Genomic DNA, 20,649 nt, shown 5'->3' with positions numbered 1-20,649 from the left:
GTCAGCCGTATTAAAGCTTCTTAGCTTTTTCTACTGCTTCTTCGATAGTACCAACCATGTAGAACGCCTGCTCTGGCAGGTGGTCATAATCACCGTTCAGAATACCTTTAAAGCCACGGATAGTGTCTTTTAGGGAAACGAACTTACCTGGTGAACCGGTAAATACTTCAGCAACGAAGAATGGCTGAGATAGGAAGCGCTGGATCTTACGCGCACGCGCAACAACCAGTTTATCTTCTTCTGACAGTTCATCCATACCTAAGATAGCGATGATGTCTTTCAGTTCCTGATAACGTTGCAGGATAGACTGAACACCACGAGCAACATCATAGTGCTCTTGGCCAACTACCAGTGGGTCTAACTGACGACTGGTTGAATCCAGTGGGTCAACCGCAGGGTAGATACCTAACGAAGCAATTTGACGGCTCAGTACCACTGTCGCATCTAAGTGAGCAAAGGTGGTTGCTGGGGATGGGTCAGTTAAGTCATCCGCAGGTACGTATACCGCCTGAACAGAGGTGATAGAACCTGTTTTGGTTGAAGTGATACGCTCTTGCAGAACACCCATCTCTTCAGCCAATGTTGGTTGGTAACCTACCGCTGATGGCATACGACCTAACAGTGCTGATACTTCTGTACCGGCTAAGGTGTAACGATAGATGTTATCGACGAATAACAGTACGTCACGGCCTTCATCACGGAATTTCTCAGCCATAGTCAGACCAGTCAGTGCAACACGCAGACGGTTTCCTGGTGGCTCATTCATCTGACCGTAAACTAACGATACTTTGTCAAGAACGTTAGAATCTGTCATTTCATGATAGAAGTCATTACCCTCACGAGTACGCTCACCAACACCAGCAAATACAGAGTAACCTGAGTGCTCGATCGCGATATTACGGATCAATTCCATCATGTTAACTGTTTTACCAACACCCGCACCACCGAACAGACCGACTTTACCACCTTTAGCAAATGGACAAATTAAGTCCATAACTTTGATACCGGTTTCAAGCAGTTCTTGAGAGTTTGATAACTCTTCGTAAGTTGGTGCTTCACGGTGGATTGACCAACGCTCTTCGGTTTCAATCTCACCTTTCATATCAATAGGTGTACCCAGAACGTTCATGATACGTCCTAAAGTCGCTTTACCTACTGGTACTTCAATTGGGTGGCCTAAATCTTCAACTTTTAAGCCACGGCTTAAACCGTCTGATGTACCCATTGCGATACAACGAACGATACCACCGCCTAACTGTTGCTGAACTTCCAGCACCAGTTTTTCTTTACCATTCATAACCTCAAGAGCGTCGTATACTTTAGGGACGCTATCCTGAGGGAACTCGGCGTCCACTACGGCGCCGATTACCTGGACAATCTTTCCAGTAGCCATCTTGAATCCTCTACGTAATTCGTAAACCTAGCTGTTATACCGCGGCTGCACCAGATACAATTTCTGTCAGTTCCTGAGTAATGCTTGCTTGGCGTGCTTTGTTGTACACCAATTGCAGTTCTTTAATCAGATTACCACCGTTATCTGTAGCGGCTTTCATCGCGACCATTCGTGCTGCCTGCTCACTCGCTAAGTTCTCTACGACGCTCTGATAAACCTGCGATTCAATATAACGACGCAGTAAAGTATCCAGTAACGTCTTAGGATCAGGTTCGTACAGATAATCCCAAGATTTTTCTTTCAGTTCTTCATCATCACCTGGTGGTAATGGTAAAACTTGCAGAATTTTAGGCTCTTGGGCCATGGTATTGATGAACTTATTTGCCACCACATACAGTTTATCTAAACGACCTTCGTCATAAGCCTGCAACATGATATTGACTGGGCCGATAAGGTCAGATAGTTGCGGATCATCCCCCATACCTGTTACTTGACCGACAACATTCCCACCTACAGAGGCAAAGAATGAAACGGCTTTAGAACCAACAAGGGCTAAATCTACTTCTACACCTTTATCAGACCACTCTTTCATGTCTGCCAGCAGTTTTTTGAACAAGTTAATGTTCAAACCACCACACAAACCACGGTCGGTCGAAACAACCAGGTACCCGACACGTTTAACTTCACGCTCTTCGAGGTATGGATGTTTATATTCCAGATTCCCTAACGCAAGGTGACCAATCACACTGCGCATGGTTTCTGCATAAGGACGGCTGGCTGCCATGCGTTCCTGCGTTTTACGCATTTTCGACGCGGCGACCATCTCCATCGCTTTAGTGATCTTCTGTGTGTTTTGCACACTGGCGATCTTCGAACGTATCTCTTTTGCGCCGGCCATTTCTGCTTCTCCTCATGAACCAGACGGCCTAATGATCATTATTAGGCCGAATAGTTATTACCAGGACTGAGTCGCTTTGAAGTTGTCTAGCACGCCTTTCAGCTTCGCTTCGATTTCTTCGTTATAAGTACCGGTCTGGTTGATTTCTTTCAGTAAATCAGCATGTTCACGAGAAGCATAAGCTAATAAAGCCGCTTCAAATGGCACAACTTTTGAAATTTCAACATCTTCCAGATAACCACGTTCTGCAGCAAACAGAGATAAAGACTGTTGTGCGACAGACATTGGTTCGTACTGTTTCTGTTTCAGCAATTCAGTCACTTTCTGACCGTGGTTCAATTGTTTACGGGTAGCATCATCCAGATCTGAAGCGAACTGAGAGAATGCTGCCAGCTCACGATACTGCGCTAGTGCAGTACGGATACCACCAGAAAGTTTCTTCATAATCTTAGTCTGAGCTGCACCACCTACACGAGATACGGAGATCCCTGGGTTAACAGCTGGACGGATACCTGCGTTAAACAGGTTAGATTCTAAGAAGATCTGACCATCGGTAATAGAGATTACGTTCGTAGGAACGAATGCAGAAACGTCCCCTGCTTGCGTTTCGATAATAGGTAACGCAGTCAGTGAGCCGGTTTTACCTTTAACTTCACCGTTAGTAAAGTTTTCTACATACTCAGCGCTAACGCGCGCTGCGCGCTCCAATAAACGGGAGTGCAGATAGAAAACGTCACCAGGGTAAGCTTCACGTCCAGGTGGACGACGAAGTAACAGTGAAATTTGACGGTATGCGACAGCCTGTTTAGACAGGTCATCATAAATAATCAGAGCATCTTCACCACGGTCACGGAAGTATTCACCCATTGCACAACCCGCATAAGGAGCAAGGTATTGCAACGCTGCTGATTCTGATGCAGAAGCAACAACAACAATGGTGTTTTCTAACGCGCCATGCTCTTCTAATTTACGAACAACGTTCGAAATAGTCGATGCTTTCTGACCGATAGCGACATAAATACATTTAATGCCAGAGTCACGCTGATTAATAATCGCATCGACAGCCAGAGCAGTTTTACCTGTTTGGCGGTCACCGATGATCAATTCACGCTGACCACGACCAATTGGGATCATGGCGTCAACGGATTTATAACCCGTCTGTACAGGTTGGTCGACTGATTGACGGTCGATAACACCTGGAGCAATCATCTCAACAGGTGAGAAGCCATCATGCTCTACAGCACCTTTACCATCAATAGGTTCACCCAGTGTGTTAACTACACGACCAAGTAGACCACGGCCAACTGGAACTTCCAGAATACGACCTGTACATTTAACTTTCATGCCTTCTGCTAAGTCAGCATAAGGACCCATCACAACCGCACCAACAGAGTCGCGCTCTAAGTTTAATGCGATAGCGAAACGGTTACCCGGCAGTGCGATCATTTCACCCTGCATAACTTCGGCTAAACCGTGGATACGAATGATACCGTCACTAACGGAAACAATCGTACCTTCATTGTGAGCTTCACTCACTACATTGAACTGAGCAATGCGCTGCTTGATCAGTTCGCTGATTTCAGTGGAATTCAGTTGCATATGCTCCAGTCCCCTTAAGACTGCAAGACGTCAGTTAATCGCTCTAAACGGCCACGAACACTACCGTCGATGACAAGGTCACCGGCGCGTATAATCATGCCTGCGATAACGGACTTATCAATTTTGCAATTCAGCTTCACTTTGCGTGATAGACGTTTTTCCATCGCTGCAGAAATGTTAGCTAGCTGCTGTTTAGTTAGCTCAATGGCAGAAGTGACTTCAACATCAACCGTTGACTCGAGTACTGCGCGCAATTGAATAAATTGGCTCAATACTTCCGGCAATGTTGATAAACGGTCATTCTCAGCCATAACACGAATTAAGTTCTGAGCATGTTCATCAATTTGATCGCCACAAAGGTCGATAAAGATGTCAGCCAGTTTTTCTGATGCTAAAGAACCAGAAAGTAATTCGGTTACCTGCTCATTGCGTGCAACTTCAGCGGTGAATGCCAGCATAACCTGCCATTTATCGACAGCCTGGTTTTCCACAGCAAAGTCAAAAGCTGCTTTGGCGTAGGGGCGAGCTACCGTTGCTATTTCAGACATGCCCCTCCCTCCTTACAGTTCAGCGACCAGTTTATCAACGATGTCGCTATTAGCAGCTTCATCCACGGAACGTTCAATAATTTTCTCGGCACCAGCGATAGCCAGCATAGCGACTTGTTTACGAAGTTCTTCACGAGCACGTTTACGCTCTGCTTCCAATTCGGATTGAGCTTGTGCAACGATCTTACTACGTTCTTGCTCTGCTTCAGCTTTAGCTTCTTCAATCATTTGAGTGCGTTGTTTATTCGCAGACTCAATGATTGCTTGTGCTTCAGCTTTTGCTTTCGCTAACTGTTCGCCTGCATCGGCTTTCGCTAAATCTAAGTCCTTTTTCGCACGTTCTGCAGAAGATAAACCGTCAGCAATTTCTTTTTGACGTTTTTCAATGGCCGCCATAATTGGTGGCCATACATATTTCATGCAGAACAAAACAAACAGGACAAATGCGATGGCCTGGCCGAGGATTGTTGCATTTAAATTCACAGCACAATACCTCTTTCTTGGTTATTAACTAACTTGATGTTTTTACTGCTCATCACCATCATTAGGCGACAGCAAACATCACGTAAAGGCCCAGACCCACAGCAATCATTGGGATGGCGTCAACCAGACCCATAACGATAAAGAACTGTGTACGCAGAAGAGGGATCAGATCAGGCTGACGAGCAGCACCTTCTAAAAATTTGCCTCCGAGGATTCCGATACCGATTGCAGCACCGATTGCAGCTAAACCCATCATAATAGCGGCAGCCATGTACAGCAGATCCATACTCAGGTTTTCCATGACAGTCTCCAGTTTGTTTCAGTTATTTCTTTAAAGAGTTAATAATTAATGTTCTTCAGATGCCATCGACAGATAAACAATCGTTAGAACCATGAAAATAAAGGCTTGTAACGTAATAATCAGTATGTGGAATATCGCCCAAGGTAGGCTTAATAACCACTGTGACCACCACGGTAACAGACCAGCAATAAGAATAAAGATCAGTTCACCCGCATACATGTTACCAAACAGTCGAAGACCGAGTGAAACAGGTTTTGATAGCAGGCTTACCCCTTCCAGAATTAAGTTGATTGGAATAAATACAGGGTGATTAAAAGGCTGTAACGTCAGCTCTTTAGTAAACCCTTTTACGCCCTTCATCTTAATGCTGTAGAAGAGAATCAGGATAAATACACCAATTGCCATCGAAAGAGTGATACTCACGTCAGCAGTCGGAACGATGCGTAACGCTGGTAACCCTAAGATGTGTTCACCGATATATGGGATAAAATCAATTGGTAATAAATCCAGGGCATTCATTAACAGCACCCAAACGAACACAGTCAATGCCAAAGGTGCAATGACTTTGCTCTTCCCGTGATACATATCACGAACGCTGCTATCAACGAAACCAATGACCATTTCTACTGCAGTCTGGAATTTTCCCGGTACGCCACTGGTTGCTTTTACTGCTACTTTTCTAAATATCCATAGGAACAAAAGCCCCATGAGTACAGAGAAGAAAAGTGAGTCAATATTTAACACCCAGAATGATGGCGTATTTTCAGCATGGGGATTGACCAACTCGAAAGTACGTAGGTCCAACTGAAGGTTATTCAGATGTCCACCTATGTAGTCTCTAGTGGTTAATGCTTCTCCTGATGCAGACATGATGCCAATTACCCTTTTGTTGTTAAAAACGCTAACCGTTTATGACGGCTGGTGCAACGACCTGCATAACAAGCACCGCTAAGTAGGTCATGACCAGTGGTGCAAATGCCGCTTTAAACACTCCTAAAGCAACTATCAGCAAGGCTATTGATAATATAACCTTCAACCCTTCACTGAAAGCAAAAAGCCAGTTTATGCGAACTGAAGCTTCATTTTCATCTACTTTTTGTAAGCGTAGTAATAATAAAAATGCAATATTGGGTAACCAACATGCAATTCCACCTAAAAAAGCAGAAAAGCTCCAGTCTGTACTCTTAAAGTAGAAACCCGCACTGAGAATAACAAAAGTCATAAACTGCAAAAATAACAGTTTCAGTGCAACTTTCCCGCTGTAGAGGGAGACAGACATGACGTTTGTATTCTCCAGACTCGCTATCGTAAAAGGTATTACTGAATAATGTATCAAACTGTCTTTGCTATAAAGTGTCAAGTGACAAAAACGAGCAAATTATACGGGGCGTGGCAATGAATTCAATCAATAAGTAGCGAAAAAGTGAAGAATAATTTAAATTTTTTATGAAGGTTCCATTTATGGAAAATGATTAGCAACAAAAAGCGCAAAAATAATCAGCATAAACAGAAAAAATAATGTGATCTAGAACACATAAATTAGTATATAAATAAATTTTATTTCATAAAAATTATAATAGAGTTAACAAATAACTGCCTTTTTCTGAACAAAAACAGCCAAAAAGAAAAATAATTAATGATTTTTCAATTAAATAAATTAAATATTTTTGAGAATGCATAAATTTATTAATTTATTTTAGAAAGAAAAATAAAAAAATGAGGGGAATACAGGCAATTAAATAAAAAGATAATTATTTGTTACTTAATTGTAAAATATGGGTAACTATGGAATGACGCTATTTTATCCCTTAAAGTAAATAGCGATAACATTGTAAATGTTATCGCTAAAGCACAAAAAATGAAAAAAGAAGCCGATGAATAGCCGTCTACAGTTTAAAAAATAACCAGATGACGCTGTTCATTCAATTCGGGGATCGCTAAATTAATCACCTTTTCAGGCATCTTTAAACCATTTTCAGAAAGCTCATCAAGTTCTTCTTGATGAATTTGCCCTTTTAATGCATAAAAACGCCCGTGTTCTTCAGTGACTAAATGTGAACACCAAGAAAGCATATCTTTCATCGACGCAAAAGCACGACTAATCACACCATCAAATGGTTTTTCTACTTGATACTCTTCAACTCGATATTGCACAGGTTCGATATTATGCAGAGCTAATTCATGCTGAACTTGTTTCATAAAACGAACGCGTTTACCTAAGCTATCAAGTAACACAAAGTGGTGATCGGGACGCATTATTGCTAAAGGAATACCGGGCAATCCAGGCCCGGTACCAACATCTATGAAGTTGTTTCCTTCAAGGTATTGACTCACAACTATGCTGTCTAAGATATGACGAATAAGCATCTGTTGAGGATCTCTGACAGAGGTCAAATTATATGCTTTATTCCATTTATCGAGCATAGCAACATAAGCGGTTAATTTTTGGGCTTGAACATCAGTTAACTCAATATTGGCTTGCTTTGCCAGCTTTTTTAACCGATTAAGTAAGTCACTCATGATGCACTCCGGCGTAATAAACCTTGTTTTTTTAACCAAACAAGTAAAATTGAGATAGCTGCAGGTGTCACACCGGAGATCCGCGATGCCTGACCTATTGAAGTTGGCTTGTGATCGTTTAGTTTGGCAATGACTTCATTTGATAATCCACTCACCTGTTTGTAGTCGATATCAATAGGCAATGCAGCACTTTCATTACGCAGTTGTTTTTCAATCTCTTCTTGTTGACGATTGATATAACCTTCGTATTTTACTTGGATCTCAACTTGCTCTGCCGCTTGTGGTCTCGAATCATCAATACCAGGAGCAAAACGAGGGATCTTTTTCAAAATCTCATAGGTCATTTCAGGACGACGTAATAAATCTTCCCCATTCGCCTCTTTAGACAGTGGCGTTTTAAGTAATTGATTGATTTCTTCTAGGTTATCCGCTTTTGGATGAACCCAAATATCTCTTAAACGTTGACGCTCTTTTTCAACTAATTCGACTTTTTCACTAAATTGCGCCCAACGGTTGTCATCAACCATACCAAGTTCACGACCAATTTCAGTTAAACGTAAATCAGCATTGTCTTCACGTAACATCAAGCGATATTCAGCGCGTGAAGTAAACATTCGGTATGGCTCTTTCGTACCTAAGGTACAAAGATCATCAACTAATACACCAATGTAGGCTTGATCACGACGAGGGAACCAACCTTCTTGATCAAAAGCATAACGTGCCGCATTAAGACCTGCTAATAGACCTTGCGCTGCTGCTTCTTCATAACCGGTAGTGCCATTAATTTGGCCGGCAAAGAATAATCCGTTGATAAACTTACTTTCGAGTGTTTGTTTAAGATCACGGGGATCAAAAAAGTCATACTCTATCGCATAACCAGGTCGGATGATCTTGGCATTTTCCATACCTTTCATGGAATTTACTATTTGCATTTGAACATCAAAAGGTAAGCTTGTTGAAATACCATTAGGGTAAATTTCATTGCTTGTTAAGCCTTCAGGCTCTAAAAAGATTTGGTGTGAATTGCGATCAGCAAATCGCATCACTTTATCTTCAATTGATGGACAATAACGAGGACCGATACCTTCAATAACCCCTGCATACATAGGACTGCGATCAAGGTTATTACGAATTATTTCATGTGTTTGCTCATTAGTATGAGTAATATGGCAAGGCATCTGTTCAGGATGTTGATCCACATTACCTAAAAATGAGAAAACAGGCATTGGATTATCGCCTAACTGTGGCGCTAATTGACTAAAATCGATAGTTCTTGCATCAATACGAGGTGGTGTACCTGTTTTTAAGCGACCTACACGTAAAGGTAATTCTCTTAATCGATGTGATAAAGAGACTGATGGTGGATCACCTGCTCGGCCACCACTGTAATTTTCTAAACCAATGTGGATTTTTCCATCAAGGAAAGTTCCTACGGTTAAAACTACCGCTTTAGCACGGAATTTTAATCCCATACGAGTGACTGCACCCGTTACTTGGTCATTTTCAACAATGAGATCTTCAACGGGTTGTTGGAAGATCATTAAATTAGGCTGATTTTCAAGTGTTGTACGAATAGCTTGGCGATACAGTACGCGATCGGCTTGTGCTCTTGTTGCTCTTACTGCTGGCCCTTTACTTGCATTAAGGGTTCTAAATTGAATACCAGCATGGTCGATGGCTGTGGCCATTAATCCACCCATGGCATCGATCTCTTTTACCAGATGCCCTTTACCAATCCCACCAATAGCTGGGTTACAAGACATTTGGCCCAAAGTATCAATATTGTGGGTCAGTAATAGGGTTTGACGCCCCATACGAGCTGCAGCCATAGCGGCTTCTGTACCGGCGTGACCACCACCGATGACAATGACGTCAAAATGTTCTGGATAAAACATGTGTGAACCTTAAATGTTACGAAATGCTGAATGTGTTGCATTGGGAAAACGAATTCTACTCAACTTTTTGACAGATACAAGTGAGCATGATCCGCAGGTAATTATTTAAAGATCTTTTTATTTAAAGATCTCTTTATTAGATCTTTTATTAAGGAAGCGATCCTCTGTGGATAAGTGGATTTTCTATTTAAAGATCATAAAAGTGTAAAGGATCATATACTGTGAATGATCCGTGATCTAGATGCTGATAAGCTGGGATCAAAACAGCGAGTTATACACAGGTCATTTCTGGATATAGGCTTATACAATGGATAACTACGGGTTAACCCCTGCTTTTAAGCATAGTTATCCACATCTGACTGCTGTTTTTTTGTTCGATTTAAAGTAAATTTTTCCAAGTTGTAAGCCATTCCTCTGCTGGATCTTCCGGAATGTCGTGTTCTTGTATATCTATTTCTAGGCGATCACCTAATCGAACAGCCCCTTTTTCTATTAGTTTTTGATCTAATGTTCTGATCGCACCACAGAAAGTGTCATATTCACTACTTCCTATACCTACAGCACCGAAAGAAACTTTACTTAGATCAATGCCGTCTGCTGAGATTTCGTCAGCAAATGGCTGGAGGTTATCTGGGATCTCACCTGCACCGTGTGTGGAAGTGATCACCAACCAGATCCCTTCTTGCGGAAGATCATTAAGAGAAGGCCCATGGTGTAGATCTGTCTCAAATCCCTCTTTAGATAAGATCTCTTCGAGGTGTTCGGCGACATATTCAGCACTACCCATGGTGCTGCCACTAATTAGCGTGACTTTTTTCATTCATGATCTCCTTATGTTCAAGACGCGCTATTGTACGCTGTGAATCACTTGGGATCTACCTGTGGATAATGTGGTTATAAAAAAAAATAGTTTTTTTTTGTTATGGCTTGATTGTCCTTGTTATCGGGTTTTGCAAAGAGATCAAGGTTTCTGTCGATTGGATTTCATCAATAGTCTGAATTTTGTTGATAAGTACGTCTTGAAGCGCTTCGATGCTTTTACACATTACCTTAATAAAGATACTGTATTGACCTGTTGTATAATAAACCTCAACCACTTCATCTAACTTATCTAGCTTATCTAATGCGGTATGGTAGTCTTTGGCACTTTTTAAAATGATGCCAATAAAGCAGCAAACATCAAACCCTAGTTGTTTTTCACTTATATCTACGCGTGTCCCCGTAATAATTCCTGCTTGCTTCATTTTTTCAACACGAACATGAATTGTGCCCGGACTTACTGCAAATTTTTTAGCTAATTCAGCATAAGGTGTTCGAGCATTCGCCATTAAAGCGTGAAGTATGTCACGATCGAGATTATCGATCTGATAAATATTGTCCATAAAATCCCCCTGTTTTTAATGATAATGCATTTTTATAGTGTTTTTTTTAACGATTTTAAATAGGCAAGGCTATTTTTAATGAAGTATATTGAATTTACCCCCACTTTTGTTGCTTAATCTATCTCAGCAAAACACAACATCGCCACTAGGGATATAAAAAATGGAAAAATCATTCATTCAGACTCAACAACAAATTAGCTTTGTTAAATCATATTTTTCACGTTTATTAGAAAAAGAATTAGGCCTGATTGAAGTTCAAGGACCGATCTTAAGTCGCCTTGGTGATGGAACTCAAGATAACTTATCTGGTCATGAGAAGGCCGTACAGGTTAAAGTGAAATCTTTACCTGATTCTACCTTTGAAGTTGTCCATTCATTAGCAAAATGGAAACGTAAAACATTAGGTCGTTTTGGATTTAGTTCTGGTCAAGGTCTTTATACACATATGAAAGCCTTGAGACCAGATGAAGATCGCTTAACGCCAATCCATTCTGTCTATGTTGATCAGTGGGATTGGGAAAAAGTGATGGAAGGTGAGGAGCGTACACTACCTTATCTTAAGCAGACAGTGGGTAAAATCTATCAGGCTATAAAAGAAACTGAAAAAGCCGTCAGCGATGAATTTGGTCTGACACCGTTCCTGCCAGATCAAATTCAATTTATTCACACTGAAGAACTGTTACGCCGCTACCCTGATCTTGATGCTAAAGGTCGTGAAAAAGCGATAGCTGAAGAATATGGTGCTGTTTTCTTAATCGGTATTGGTGGAAAACTATCAAGTGGCGAAGCTCATGATGTAAGAGCGCCAGATTATGATGACTGGACAACACCTAACGAAGATGGCTTTGCAGGGTTGAACGGCGATATTTTAGTTTGGAACCCAGTATTGCAAGATGCTTTTGAAGTGTCGTCAATGGGTATCCGCGTTGATCCAGAGACATTAATGCGTCAGCTAACTTTAACTGATGATACTCAACGTCTTGAGTTAGATTGGCACAAAGCATTAATGCATGGCGATATGCCACAAACAATTGGTGGCGGTATAGGTCAATCACGTTTAGTCATGCTACTTTTGCAAAAAGAGCATATTGGACAAGTACAATGTGGCGTTTGGCAACAAGACACCCGTTTAGCTTTTGCGGATATGCTGTAATTATTGACGCCAACGTCGTAGTAATCGACTTTTTAACCCAGTATCAAAACGCCATATGTGGTCGAAAATTTTCATAATACTGGGTTTACCATAATTGGATAGGGTAACCGCATGGAAGCGATTATGCTGTTGCTGTTGGACTTTTTTGATTTTATTGATTAGGTTTTCGGGTAACCTTTGGGCAACAAAGTCAGAAATAACAACAGCATCAGCGTCTTTCCATGTGGGGGTATTAAGCTTATCTGCTACCTCATTTAAACAAGATGCTAAATCAGTTCCACCTCTAAATGTTTGATTCAAAAATTTAACAAGTTCTTGTAATCCATCAGAAGAAGATAATTGGTAATGGATCATTTCTGTTGAAAACAGCATGACATGACAGGCACGGTTATCCGCTAGTGCTATTTTCATTAGCGCTAAACCAAAGGCTTTAGCACATTGCTCATTAAATCCCCCCATAGAGCCAGAAGTGTCGATACAAATGATAAAAGGGCCTCTTGGCCGTTCTTCATCAAGGTGATGAGTGACTGGGCGTAATACTGTGCGTTCCTGCCAACTATCACCCTGTAAACGATAAGTATTGAGCTGTTTTTCAATGAGTTTACGATAAAACTCATACTCAACTTCATTTATGCCTAATAAAGCTAGTTCAGCTGGTAATAAACGTAAAATATCATCACTTAAGCCTATACCATTTACTTGTTCTGGCGTGGTATCCGGTGCTTTTTCAACAATTGTTATTGATTCAAAAATCACACTCTCTTCAGGAAGCGATTTCGCCGTTTTACTTCGCCCCAGTAAGCTGGCCAATTTATGTAATTCAGGTTGTTGATTTAGAAAATCACTATAACGTTGAATAATTTTCTCATCATAGGGGGTTTTGGTAATAACGCCTTTGCTCATATCCCATAAACGGCCTGCAGCCCGTTCATTTTCAGAAAATGTATTACTTAAACTGCCACTTAATGCTAAGCGTTCTTGTAGTTCTGCAAGTAACTGCTCTTGCTCTTGTTCAAACAGTGCTTTATGTAATGTCGTGACTTGAAATATTAAACTAATGCGCCAGCGTTGAATAAATAGAGCTTGTTGAGCTGGAGAAAAAGGTTTATTTGTTTTTATTAGTTGTGTTGCTTCTATAACAAATGAAGAATCAAGCTGATTTAGTTCTGTAAGAATATTGTCCACTTGCTGATTAAAAACAGCATTACATAATGATTGCGTTTGCTGATAAAGTGCAAATTCATCTGCGATGATGGTCGGCACCAGTGTTTCTTTCACTTTTTCTTGTAAGCTTTTTTTCCATTGATAAATGTCTTTTAGTAATGCTTTTTTTAATCTTGGGTGTTTTTCAAAAAAAACAGCTAATTGAGGAGAAGCTAATAAAGTGATAATCACTTCTTCTATAAGCTGCCCTTCGTTTATCGCTAAAAGCATATCGATGGTAGAAAGTGTTAGCATGGCATGGTCACTTTATTTGACTTCTTAATTGAGATAATTTTTCATTTAATTGCAAAAAGCTTTGTTCTATAGAAATGAGCCAATCATTATCAATAAAGATATTAGGTTGATGATGATTAAAATTTTCTTGTTCAGAATAAATCTCTTGGGTGAGATCTTTTAATTTATCTAACCATTGTTGATTATCTTCAATAGGCTCTGTTTTGATGCTTTCTGACTGTTGGTATAACGACGTTGTTCGGCGACTAACATCCAACACCTCTAAGACACCATCTTGACGAATTTGTGCATTAATAGATTGTGGGAAACCAATACCATTTAATCTGGCAGAGAGTTCATCACCTTTATCTAAGAAAGTTTCTAATGCTTTTTTCTCAACAGTTATAAAGTTAACTTGAATACTATGTATATGCAGTGGAATATGTAAAAACAGCGTAAATTTATCAGACTGCATTTTTTCTGATAATTTGAAATGTATATTTCTACCAAACATACTACTTTGTTTTTCAAAGCGAAATGCTTGTTGATCTTGTTTGCTTCTTGTCGATTGCATCCATTCAGCCCACAGATTTTCTATTTTCTGTAAAAGTGTTAGCTGGTGGTATGCTTGTTCTGTTAATAGTGTTTTTAATAAGTCATTTAGCAGCGCAAAAGAAGCTTGATCATGCCAAAGGCAATCTTTTAACAGAATAAGATCTAAAGGTGATATCGCACTACGACCATTAAAAAAAGCACTGGCCTGTAATAGACGAACCGCTTTTTTCCAACGTCTGTCTGAAACATAAGGTGCTGCATCACTTTTATCGAGTGAGTCGCGAAGTTGATAAATTAATTCGAATAAGTGGTCATTCAAAGTAATTTTTTCTAACTCTGTTTGCCAAAGTAAAAATTCGTCTGTTGTAATTTGTAGTTGTTCAGGAATACGAAAAGCGCTGACCTCTTTATTAACTAATAACGCCCGGAAGTTTTTTTTATCTTGTACTTTTGATAACCAAATTCTAATCAGCATTCGATCATAAAGCGCTTCAAGACTGCTGTCTGAATCAGGTAGTTCATTAGAAGCCGAAACTAACAAACGCATGGGAATACTTACTTCGTTTTCGCCATTGCGAAATTTACGTTCATTAATTGCTGTTAATAAGGTATTCAAAATAGCGGGACCGGCTTTCCATATTTCATCAAGAAAAACAATTTCGGCGTCAGGTAAATAACCTTCGGTTAAACGTTGGTATTTTCCTTCATCTTTTAATGCTTGAATGGATAGTGGACCAAAAATTTCTTCAGGTGTTGAAAAACGGGTCATTAAATATTCAAATGCTTTAGCGTGTTTAAATGCCTCTTTCATTCTTCTCGCAATTAAGCTTTTAGCAATACCTGGAGGACCTAGCAAAAAAACGCTTTCTCCACTTAAAGCCGCGAGTAAGCAAAGCCGTATCGCTGATTGACGTTCATAAAGCCCAGTTTCAAGGTATTGGCTAAGTTGTGAGATCCGTTCTGCAAGTTGCATAAAGGCTCCTAATTAGGGTACTTATTTTCGTTATAGAGATGAAACTATCAAAAAATGAGTAATGACATATAGTCAATTATTCAATTAGTACACAATTCGTTTATAACAAAAATCGATTCAGCTTCCTACTGCTTCTTTTGGTTCTTTTTTGTTTTGCTGGCGAAACGTTTCGATGGTGATCACGTTTTTTCATTAATGTTGCTGAGATGATCGATTTAAAATACGACATGTCATCAATTAATGGCATTAAAACATTATCACTTGATAGTAAGGAAATATCATGGAAGCGAAGAAATTAGTGATTTTAGGTAGTGTTAATGTCGATCATATTCTTAATGTTGCTCATTTTCCGCATCCTGGTGAAACTATTTCCGGTAATCAGTATCAGATGGTTTTTGGGGGTAAAGGTGCAAATCAAGCCGTCGCTGCAGGGCGTTGTGGTGCTAATATTACCTTTTTAGCTTGTCTTGGAAATGACGATATTGGTCAAAGTGCTAAAGCTCAGCTGATCACAGATAAAATAGATACAGATTGTATTGAATTAATTGATGATGAAGCCACGGGTGTTGCGTTGATTTTTGTTAATCAGCAAGGTGAAAACGTTATTGGTATACACGCTGGAGCCAATGGAAGGTTAAACAGAGAATATGTTGAACGTTATAACTCGGTGATTAAAAAAGCAGATGCTTTACTTATGCAATTAGAATCACCTCTAGATTCTGTATTAAAAGCGGCTCAAGTCGCTAAACAAGAAAGTGTGCAAGTTATATTAAACCCAGCACCAGCACAGGCTTTACCTGATGAATTATTATCTCTCGTTGATATCATTACACCTAATGAAACAGAAACTGAATACCTCACGGGGGTAAAAGTTATTGATGATGAAAGTGCTCAACGTGCATCTAATATATTACATGATAAAGGGATAGAAACCGTTTTAATTACTTTGGGTAGCCGTGGTGTTTGGGTTAGTCAAAACAATCAAGGAACGATGGTTCCGGCATTTAAAGTGACCGCAATAGATACTATTGCTGCAGGAGATACATTTAATGGCGCTTTTATAACGGCTTTATTAGGAGGTTTACCAATGATGAAGGCGATTAAATTTGCGCATGCAGCCGCCGCTATCGCTGTTACTCGTGCAGGAGCACAACCGTCAGTACCTTGGCGCCATGAAATTGAAGCTTTTTTGTCGCAGCATGACTAGCGTAAAAATAAGATTATCGCTATTTAGAGTGGCGTATAAAAGAGAGCTATAGGCTCTCTTTTATTTTTATATCTCAACTAATTAGTTTTCATTTTTCTTCTTATTAGTAAGATTATCACCATCATGCTTATTAAGTAATAAGAAGACAAATGAAGAGAGTAGTGTGATAGCGCCGACAGTAATAAAAGTATAATGGAAGTTATCTACCGTAGAGCCGGCATTTTCTGCATCAAAATAATTTAAGATAGAAGCACTTACTGCAATACCAAAACTAATCGCTAGTTGTTGAGTGACGGCTAAAACACTATTGCCTGAACTGGCATTATTGTCAGTTAAGTCAGCGAGTGAAATAGTATTCATCGAAGTAAACTGAATTGACATGACAACACCTAATAAAAAGAGTGGTAATACTAGGTAATAAATAGACATATCAGGTGATTGTAAGGAAAACTGTGCAATCATCAGACCTATAATAATGGTTATTCCAAATAGTGTCCGGCGATAGCTAAATGTCACTAAGACTTTTGTCACAAAGGATTTGGCGAGTATAGAGCCCAAAGCCATTGGTGCCATCATCATACCTGAGATAATAGCAGGATAGCCAAAACCTACTTGTAACATCAGTGGCATTAAGAAAGGAATGCATCCTGTTCCTAAGCGCGTTGCGATATTACCCGCAATACCGACAGAGAAAGTCCGTGTTTTGAATATATTTAATGGTATTAAGGGTTGCTGGTGGCGTTTAGCGTGATTGATATAGAGACCAAGTAAAAAGAAGCCACCTAAAATCACCGCAAGAGGGATATATCGAGAGATGTTTTTATCGCCAAAAAGATCGAGGCTGACGGATAACATGACTAAACCAAAACCAAAGAAAATAAAACCGAGTAAGTCAAATTTACGTTTTGGCATCGTAAAATTAGGCATATGTTTTATGGCGTAAAAAATACCAAGTAAGCCAATAGGAATATTAATAATAAATATCCAATGCCAAGAAGCATAGGTGACAAGGATCCCTCCCAATAATGGACCCGCAATTGGCCCCACAAGCCCCGGCATGGTGACAAAGTTAAGAATGGGAAGGAGTTCGCTACGAGGATAAGCTCTTAATAAAGCAAGACGAGCAACCGGCATCATCATTGCACCACCTATTCCTTGTATAACCCGCGAAATTACCAAAAAAGCAAGGTTAGGAGAAAGTGCGCATAATAATGAACCGCCAGAAAAGAGTGAAACGGCGATAATGAAAATCTTGCGAGTCCCAAATCTATCAGCTAACCATCCACTTACAGGAATTAATAAAGCTACCGTTAAAGTATAGCTAATTACGGCTGATTGCATGGCGAGAGGGGAGTGATTAAGACTTTTAGCTATATCAGGGAGTGCCGTATTTAATATAGTCGCATCTAATGACTGCATAAAAAAAGCCATTGCAGCGATCCAGGGCAACCCTGACATATTTTTGGCGGATTTTAACATGTAACAGATACCGTCTTTCTTTTATATTTAGCTTATTAGCCAGTATAAACAAAAAGACAATAAAATCGTATTAAAAATACTCAGTCATTTATTAATAGTATTAAACAAAGATCACGCGCTCTATTTCCATCTCCTTCTATAATCGCTTGTACAATTTGATTATGAGTTTCAGGCTGTACTGTTTCATTGCCAACAATTAAATCAAAATATTTTTTGTAGGCAGATAGAAAAAGAGAACCAAAAGAAGCAAAAAATGGATTGCCACTGGCTTGATAGATTAGATAGTGAAATTGTGTATCAATATCTAACCAATGCTGACGGTTAAAGTTATCTTTGAGTAGCTGCATTTCTGTAGCTAGAAATAATAGCGACTCTTTTTGTGTCTCTGAAGCATGTAATGCAGCTAAATAACAGGCTTGAGGTTCTATTGCTAAACGAACATGATGGAAATAATGACTCACCTTATTAAACTCACCGCTATCTATCCACCAATTAAGTAAATCATTATCTAATAGATTCCAATTTTGCATTGGCGTAACTCGAGTACCTATTCTTGGGCGAGGTAGTAACATACCTTTTCCAGCTAGCATTTTTATTGCTTCACGAATAACAGTTCGACTGACTGAAAGTAGTTCAGCGAGTTCTATCTCACCAGGTAATAAAGATTCAGGTTCGTAGTATCCAGAAAGTATTTGTTTACCTAGCTTTTCAGCAACAATATAAGAAAGATTTTTTTGGGATGCTGAGCGTTGTTCGCTTAGTTGCATAATAATAGTTACCTTTACCATAATTTGCTTTCTATATTACGTGAGTAATAGCAATAAAGCTGTTTGGATTTTAATCTATCAGTGTAAAATTAGAGCATTTTCATTCGTTTTGTTGAAAAATAGAGCGAACAGAAAAAAAATTGAAATAAATACTTGCGCTAATCTGAGAAGCCCCTATAATGCGCACCCACTGACCGACGATGAGCTGACAACAGCAACGACGGAAAGGGAAGAGAAAAGAAAAAAGTTTGAAAAAACTCTTGACTCTTCAGAGGAATAGCGTAATATACGCATCCTTGCAACAACGCAGAAGACCGGAAACGGCAGCGATAGTTGCACTGCTCTTTAACAAATTATCAGACAATCTGTGTGGGCACTCGCAGAGACGATATCTTCTAAAAAATTAGATGTATCAAGTCTTGAAGAGTGACTAACAAGTTAATTCATATAATGAATAAGCTAAGTTTTCGATTTCTTTGAGCATCAAACACTTTTAATTGAAGAGTTTGATCATGGCTCAGATTGAACGCTGGCGGCAGGCCTAACACATGCAAGTCGAGCGGTAACAGGAGAAAGCTTGCTTTCTTGCTGACGAGCGGCGGACGGGTGAGTAATGTATGGGGATCTGCCCGATAGAGGGGGATAACTACTGGAAACGGTGGCTAATACCGCATAATGTCTACGGACCAAAGCAGGGGCTCTTCGGACCTTGCACTATCGGATGAACCCATATGGGATTAGCTAGTAGGTGGGGTAAAGGCTCACCTAGGCGACGATCTCTAGCTGGTCTGAGAGGATGATCAGCCACACTGGGACTGAGACACGGCCCAGACTCCTACGGGAGGCAGCAGTGGGGAATATTGCACAATGGGCGCAAGCCTGATGCAGCCATGCCGCGTGTATGAAGAAGGCCTTAGGGTTGTAAAGTACTTTCAGCGGGGAGGAAGGTGATAAGGTTAATACCCTTGTCAATTGACGTTACCCGCAGAAGAAGCACCGGCTAACTCCGTGCCAGCAGCCGCGGTAATACGGAGGGTGCAAGCGTTAATCGGAATTACTGGGCGTAAAGCGCACGCAGGCGGTCAATTAAGTCAGATGTGAAAGCCCCGAGCTTAACTTGGGAATTGCATCTGAAACTGGTTGGCTAGAGTCTTGTAGAGGGGGGTAGAATTCCATGTGTAGCGGTGAAATGCGTAGAGATGTGGAGGAATACCGGTGGCGAAGGCGGCCCCCTGGACAAAGACTGACGCTCAGGTGCGAAAGCGTGGGGAGCAAACAGGATTAGATACCCTGGTAGTCCACGCTGTAAACGATGTCGATTTAGAGGTTGTGGTCTTGAACCGTGGCTTCTGGAGCTAACGCGTTAAATCGACCGCCTGGGGAGTACGGCCGCAAGGTTAAAACTCAAATGAATTGACGGGGGCCCGCACAAGCGGTGGAGCATGTGGTTTAATTCGATGCAACGCGAAGAACCTTACCTACTCTTGACATCCAGCGAATCCTTTAGAGATAGAGGAGTGCCTTCGGGAACGCTGAGACAGGTGCTGCATGGCTGTCGTCAGCTCGTGTTGTGAAATGTTGGGTTAAGTCCCGCAACGAGCGCAACCCTTATCCTTTGTTGCCAGCACGTAATGGTGGGAACTCAAAGGAGACTGCCGGTGATAAACCGGAGGAAGGTGGGGATGACGTCAAGTCATCATGGCCCTTACGAGTAGGGCTACACACGTGCTACAATGGCAGATACAAAGAGAAGCGACCTCGCGAGAGCAAGCGGAACTCATAAAGTCTGTCGTAGTCCGGATTGGAGTCTGCAACTCGACTCCATGAAGTCGGAATCGCTAGTAATCGTAGATCAGAATGCTACGGTGAATACGTTCCCGGGCCTTGTACACACCGCCCGTCACACCATGGGAGTGGGTTGCAAAAGAAGTAGGTAGCTTAACCTTCGGGAGGGCGCTTACCACTTTGTGATTCATGACTGGGGTGAAGTCGTAACAAGGTAACCGTAGGGGAACCTGCGGTTGGATCACCTCCTTACCTAAGAGATACGTGTTATGTG

General features: G+C 40.7%; 18 protein-coding genes and 1 rRNA gene. 3 read left to right on the top strand and 16 right to left on the bottom strand.

What is annotated here, in order from left to right; genetic code table 11:
• Window positions 1-10: 10 nt before the first annotated feature.
• The 12 genes from atpD to asnC form a co-directional block, all read right to left on the bottom strand.
• Window positions 11-1,393: a F0F1 ATP synthase subunit beta gene (atpD, locus tag AACQ49_RS13375; RefSeq protein WP_004246589.1), complete on the bottom strand. Its 1,383-nt coding sequence runs from the start codon at window positions 1,391-1,393 to the stop codon at window positions 11-13.
• A gap of 34 nt (window positions 1,394-1,427) precedes the next feature.
• Complete coding sequence (gene atpG, locus AACQ49_RS13370; RefSeq protein ID WP_004246591.1) at window positions 1,428-2,291, bottom strand: F0F1 ATP synthase subunit gamma; 864 nt, start codon at window positions 2,289-2,291, stop codon at window positions 1,428-1,430.
• Window positions 2,292-2,348: 57 nt separating this feature from the next.
• Entirely contained in the window at window positions 2,349-3,890 is a 1,542-nt protein-coding gene (atpA, locus tag AACQ49_RS13365; RefSeq protein WP_004246592.1) for a F0F1 ATP synthase subunit alpha, read from the bottom strand.
• A 14-nt stretch (window positions 3,891-3,904) separates the two neighbouring features.
• On the bottom strand, window positions 3,905-4,438 hold the full coding sequence (gene atpH, locus AACQ49_RS13360) for a F0F1 ATP synthase subunit delta (protein WP_004246594.1): 534 nt from the start codon (window positions 4,436-4,438) through the stop codon (window positions 3,905-3,907).
• Between the two features lie 12 nt (window positions 4,439-4,450).
• Window positions 4,451-4,921, bottom strand: coding sequence for a F0F1 ATP synthase subunit B (atpF, locus tag AACQ49_RS13355; RefSeq protein ID WP_004246595.1), 471 nt, complete (start codon window positions 4,919-4,921; stop codon window positions 4,451-4,453).
• A 61-nt stretch (window positions 4,922-4,982) separates the two neighbouring features.
• Entirely contained in the window at window positions 4,983-5,222 is a 240-nt protein-coding gene (gene atpE / locus AACQ49_RS13350; protein ID WP_004246596.1) for a F0F1 ATP synthase subunit C, read from the bottom strand.
• A gap of 45 nt (window positions 5,223-5,267) precedes the next feature.
• Window positions 5,268-6,092, bottom strand: a complete 825-nt coding sequence (gene atpB, locus AACQ49_RS13345) for a F0F1 ATP synthase subunit A (RefSeq protein WP_004246597.1) — start codon at window positions 6,090-6,092, stop codon at window positions 5,268-5,270.
• 31 nt (window positions 6,093-6,123) lie between these two features.
• Complete coding sequence (atpI, locus tag AACQ49_RS13340; RefSeq protein ID WP_004246598.1) at window positions 6,124-6,501, bottom strand: F0F1 ATP synthase subunit I; 378 nt, start codon at window positions 6,499-6,501, stop codon at window positions 6,124-6,126.
• Between the two features lie 614 nt (window positions 6,502-7,115).
• On the bottom strand, window positions 7,116-7,742 hold the full coding sequence (rsmG, locus tag AACQ49_RS13335; protein ID WP_004246599.1) for a 16S rRNA (guanine(527)-N(7))-methyltransferase RsmG: 627 nt from the start codon (window positions 7,740-7,742) through the stop codon (window positions 7,116-7,118).
• Window positions 7,739-9,637 carry a tRNA uridine-5-carboxymethylaminomethyl(34) synthesis enzyme MnmG gene (gene mnmG / locus AACQ49_RS13330; RefSeq protein WP_004246600.1) on the bottom strand — a complete coding sequence of 633 codons (1,899 nt, stop codon included), beginning with the start codon at window positions 9,635-9,637 and terminating at the stop codon, window positions 7,739-7,741. The genes rsmG and mnmG overlap by 4 nt, the downstream gene beginning before the upstream one ends.
• 379 nt (window positions 9,638-10,016) lie before the next feature.
• The gene (gene mioC / locus AACQ49_RS13325; RefSeq protein WP_004249871.1) at window positions 10,017-10,457 is read right to left on the bottom strand and encodes an FMN-binding protein MioC; all 441 of its coding nucleotides are present in this window, start codon (window positions 10,455-10,457) and stop codon (window positions 10,017-10,019) included.
• Window positions 10,458-10,557: 100 nt separating this feature from the next.
• Window positions 10,558-11,019, bottom strand: coding sequence for a transcriptional regulator AsnC (gene asnC / locus AACQ49_RS13320; protein WP_004246603.1), 462 nt, complete (start codon window positions 11,017-11,019; stop codon window positions 10,558-10,560).
• A gap of 160 nt (window positions 11,020-11,179) precedes the next feature.
• Between asnC and asnA the strand changes: the two genes are divergently transcribed.
• Window positions 11,180-12,172, top strand: a complete 993-nt coding sequence (asnA, locus tag AACQ49_RS13315) for an aspartate--ammonia ligase (protein WP_004249870.1) — start codon at window positions 11,180-11,182, stop codon at window positions 12,170-12,172.
• On the opposite strand, the gene viaA is transcribed toward asnA, so the two are convergent.
• Entirely contained in the window at window positions 12,173-13,630 is a 1,458-nt protein-coding gene (gene viaA / locus AACQ49_RS13310) for an ATPase RavA stimulator ViaA (RefSeq protein WP_004246605.1), read from the bottom strand.
• A gap of 7 nt (window positions 13,631-13,637) precedes the next feature.
• Entirely contained in the window at window positions 13,638-15,137 is a 1,500-nt protein-coding gene (gene ravA, locus AACQ49_RS13305; protein WP_004249869.1) for an ATPase RavA, read from the bottom strand.
• A gap of 280 nt (window positions 15,138-15,417) precedes the next feature.
• Between ravA and rbsK the strand changes: the two genes are divergently transcribed.
• Window positions 15,418-16,344, top strand: coding sequence for a ribokinase (gene rbsK, locus AACQ49_RS13300; RefSeq protein WP_036971818.1), 927 nt, complete (start codon window positions 15,418-15,420; stop codon window positions 16,342-16,344).
• A gap of 81 nt (window positions 16,345-16,425) precedes the next feature.
• Here the strand turns inward: rbsK and mdtD are convergent, their stop codons facing one another.
• A complete protein-coding gene (gene mdtD, locus AACQ49_RS13295; RefSeq protein WP_012368605.1) occupies window positions 16,426-17,823 on the bottom strand; it encodes a multidrug transporter subunit MdtD in 1,398 nt (465 codons plus the stop codon).
• Window positions 17,824-17,903: 80 nt separating this feature from the next.
• Window positions 17,904-18,590 carry a FadR/GntR family transcriptional regulator gene (locus AACQ49_RS13290; RefSeq protein WP_004249867.1) on the bottom strand — a complete coding sequence of 229 codons (687 nt, stop codon included), beginning with the start codon at window positions 18,588-18,590 and terminating at the stop codon, window positions 17,904-17,906.
• A 494-nt stretch (window positions 18,591-19,084) separates the two neighbouring features.
• Between AACQ49_RS13290 and AACQ49_RS13285 the strand changes: the two genes are divergently transcribed.
• Window positions 19,085-20,627, top strand: a 16S ribosomal RNA gene (locus AACQ49_RS13285).
• The last annotated feature ends 22 nt before the right edge of the window (window positions 20,628-20,649 follow it).

It is taken from the genome of Proteus sp. G2675 (assembly GCF_963886535.1).
GTDB classification, from domain to species: Bacteria; Pseudomonadota; Gammaproteobacteria; order Enterobacterales; family Enterobacteriaceae; genus Proteus; species Proteus mirabilis.
Note: the sequence above shows the minus strand (reverse complement) of the source record. Positions and strands in the feature narration are given on the sequence as shown.

Bases quoted from the DNA above. Each gene is read 5' to 3' on its own strand.
- atpD (WP_004246589.1), bottom strand. From the start codon at position 1,393: ATGGCTACTGGAAAGATTGTCCAGGTAATCGGCGCCGTAGTGGACGCC.
- atpG (WP_004246591.1), bottom strand. From the start codon at position 2,291: ATGGCCGGCGCAAAAGAGATACGTTCGAAGATCGCCAGTGTGCAAAAC.
- atpA (WP_004246592.1), bottom strand. From the start codon at position 3,890: ATGCAACTGAATTCCACTGAAATCAGCGAACTGATCAAGCAGCGCATT.
- atpH (WP_004246594.1), bottom strand. From the start codon at position 4,438: ATGTCTGAAATAGCAACGGTAGCTCGCCCCTACGCCAAAGCAGCTTTT.
- atpE (WP_004246596.1), bottom strand. From the start codon at position 5,222: ATGGAAAACCTGAGTATGGATCTGCTGTACATGGCTGCCGCTATTATG.
- atpB (WP_004246597.1), bottom strand. From the start codon at position 6,092: ATGTCTGCATCAGGAGAAGCATTAACCACTAGAGACTACATAGGTGGA.
- atpI (WP_004246598.1), bottom strand. From the start codon at position 6,501: ATGTCTGTCTCCCTCTACAGCGGGAAAGTTGCACTGAAACTGTTATTT.
- rsmG (WP_004246599.1), bottom strand. From the start codon at position 7,742: ATGAGTGACTTACTTAATCGGTTAAAAAAGCTGGCAAAGCAAGCCAAT.
- mnmG (WP_004246600.1), bottom strand. From the start codon at position 9,637: ATGTTTTATCCAGAACATTTTGACGTCATTGTCATCGGTGGTGGTCAC.
- mioC (WP_004249871.1), bottom strand. From the start codon at position 10,457: ATGAAAAAAGTCACGCTAATTAGTGGCAGCACCATGGGTAGTGCTGAA.
- asnC (WP_004246603.1), bottom strand. From the start codon at position 11,019: ATGGACAATATTTATCAGATCGATAATCTCGATCGTGACATACTTCAC.
- asnA (WP_004249870.1), top strand. From the start codon at position 11,180: ATGGAAAAATCATTCATTCAGACTCAACAACAAATTAGCTTTGTTAAA.
- viaA (WP_004246605.1), bottom strand. From the start codon at position 13,630: ATGCTAACACTTTCTACCATCGATATGCTTTTAGCGATAAACGAAGGG.
- ravA (WP_004249869.1), bottom strand. From the start codon at position 15,137: ATGCAACTTGCAGAACGGATCTCACAACTTAGCCAATACCTTGAAACT.
- rbsK (WP_036971818.1), top strand. From the start codon at position 15,418: ATGGAAGCGAAGAAATTAGTGATTTTAGGTAGTGTTAATGTCGATCAT.
- mdtD (WP_012368605.1), bottom strand. From the start codon at position 17,823: ATGTTAAAATCCGCCAAAAATATGTCAGGGTTGCCCTGGATCGCTGCA.
- AACQ49_RS13290 (WP_004249867.1), bottom strand. From the start codon at position 18,590: ATGCAACTAAGCGAACAACGCTCAGCATCCCAAAAAAATCTTTCTTAT.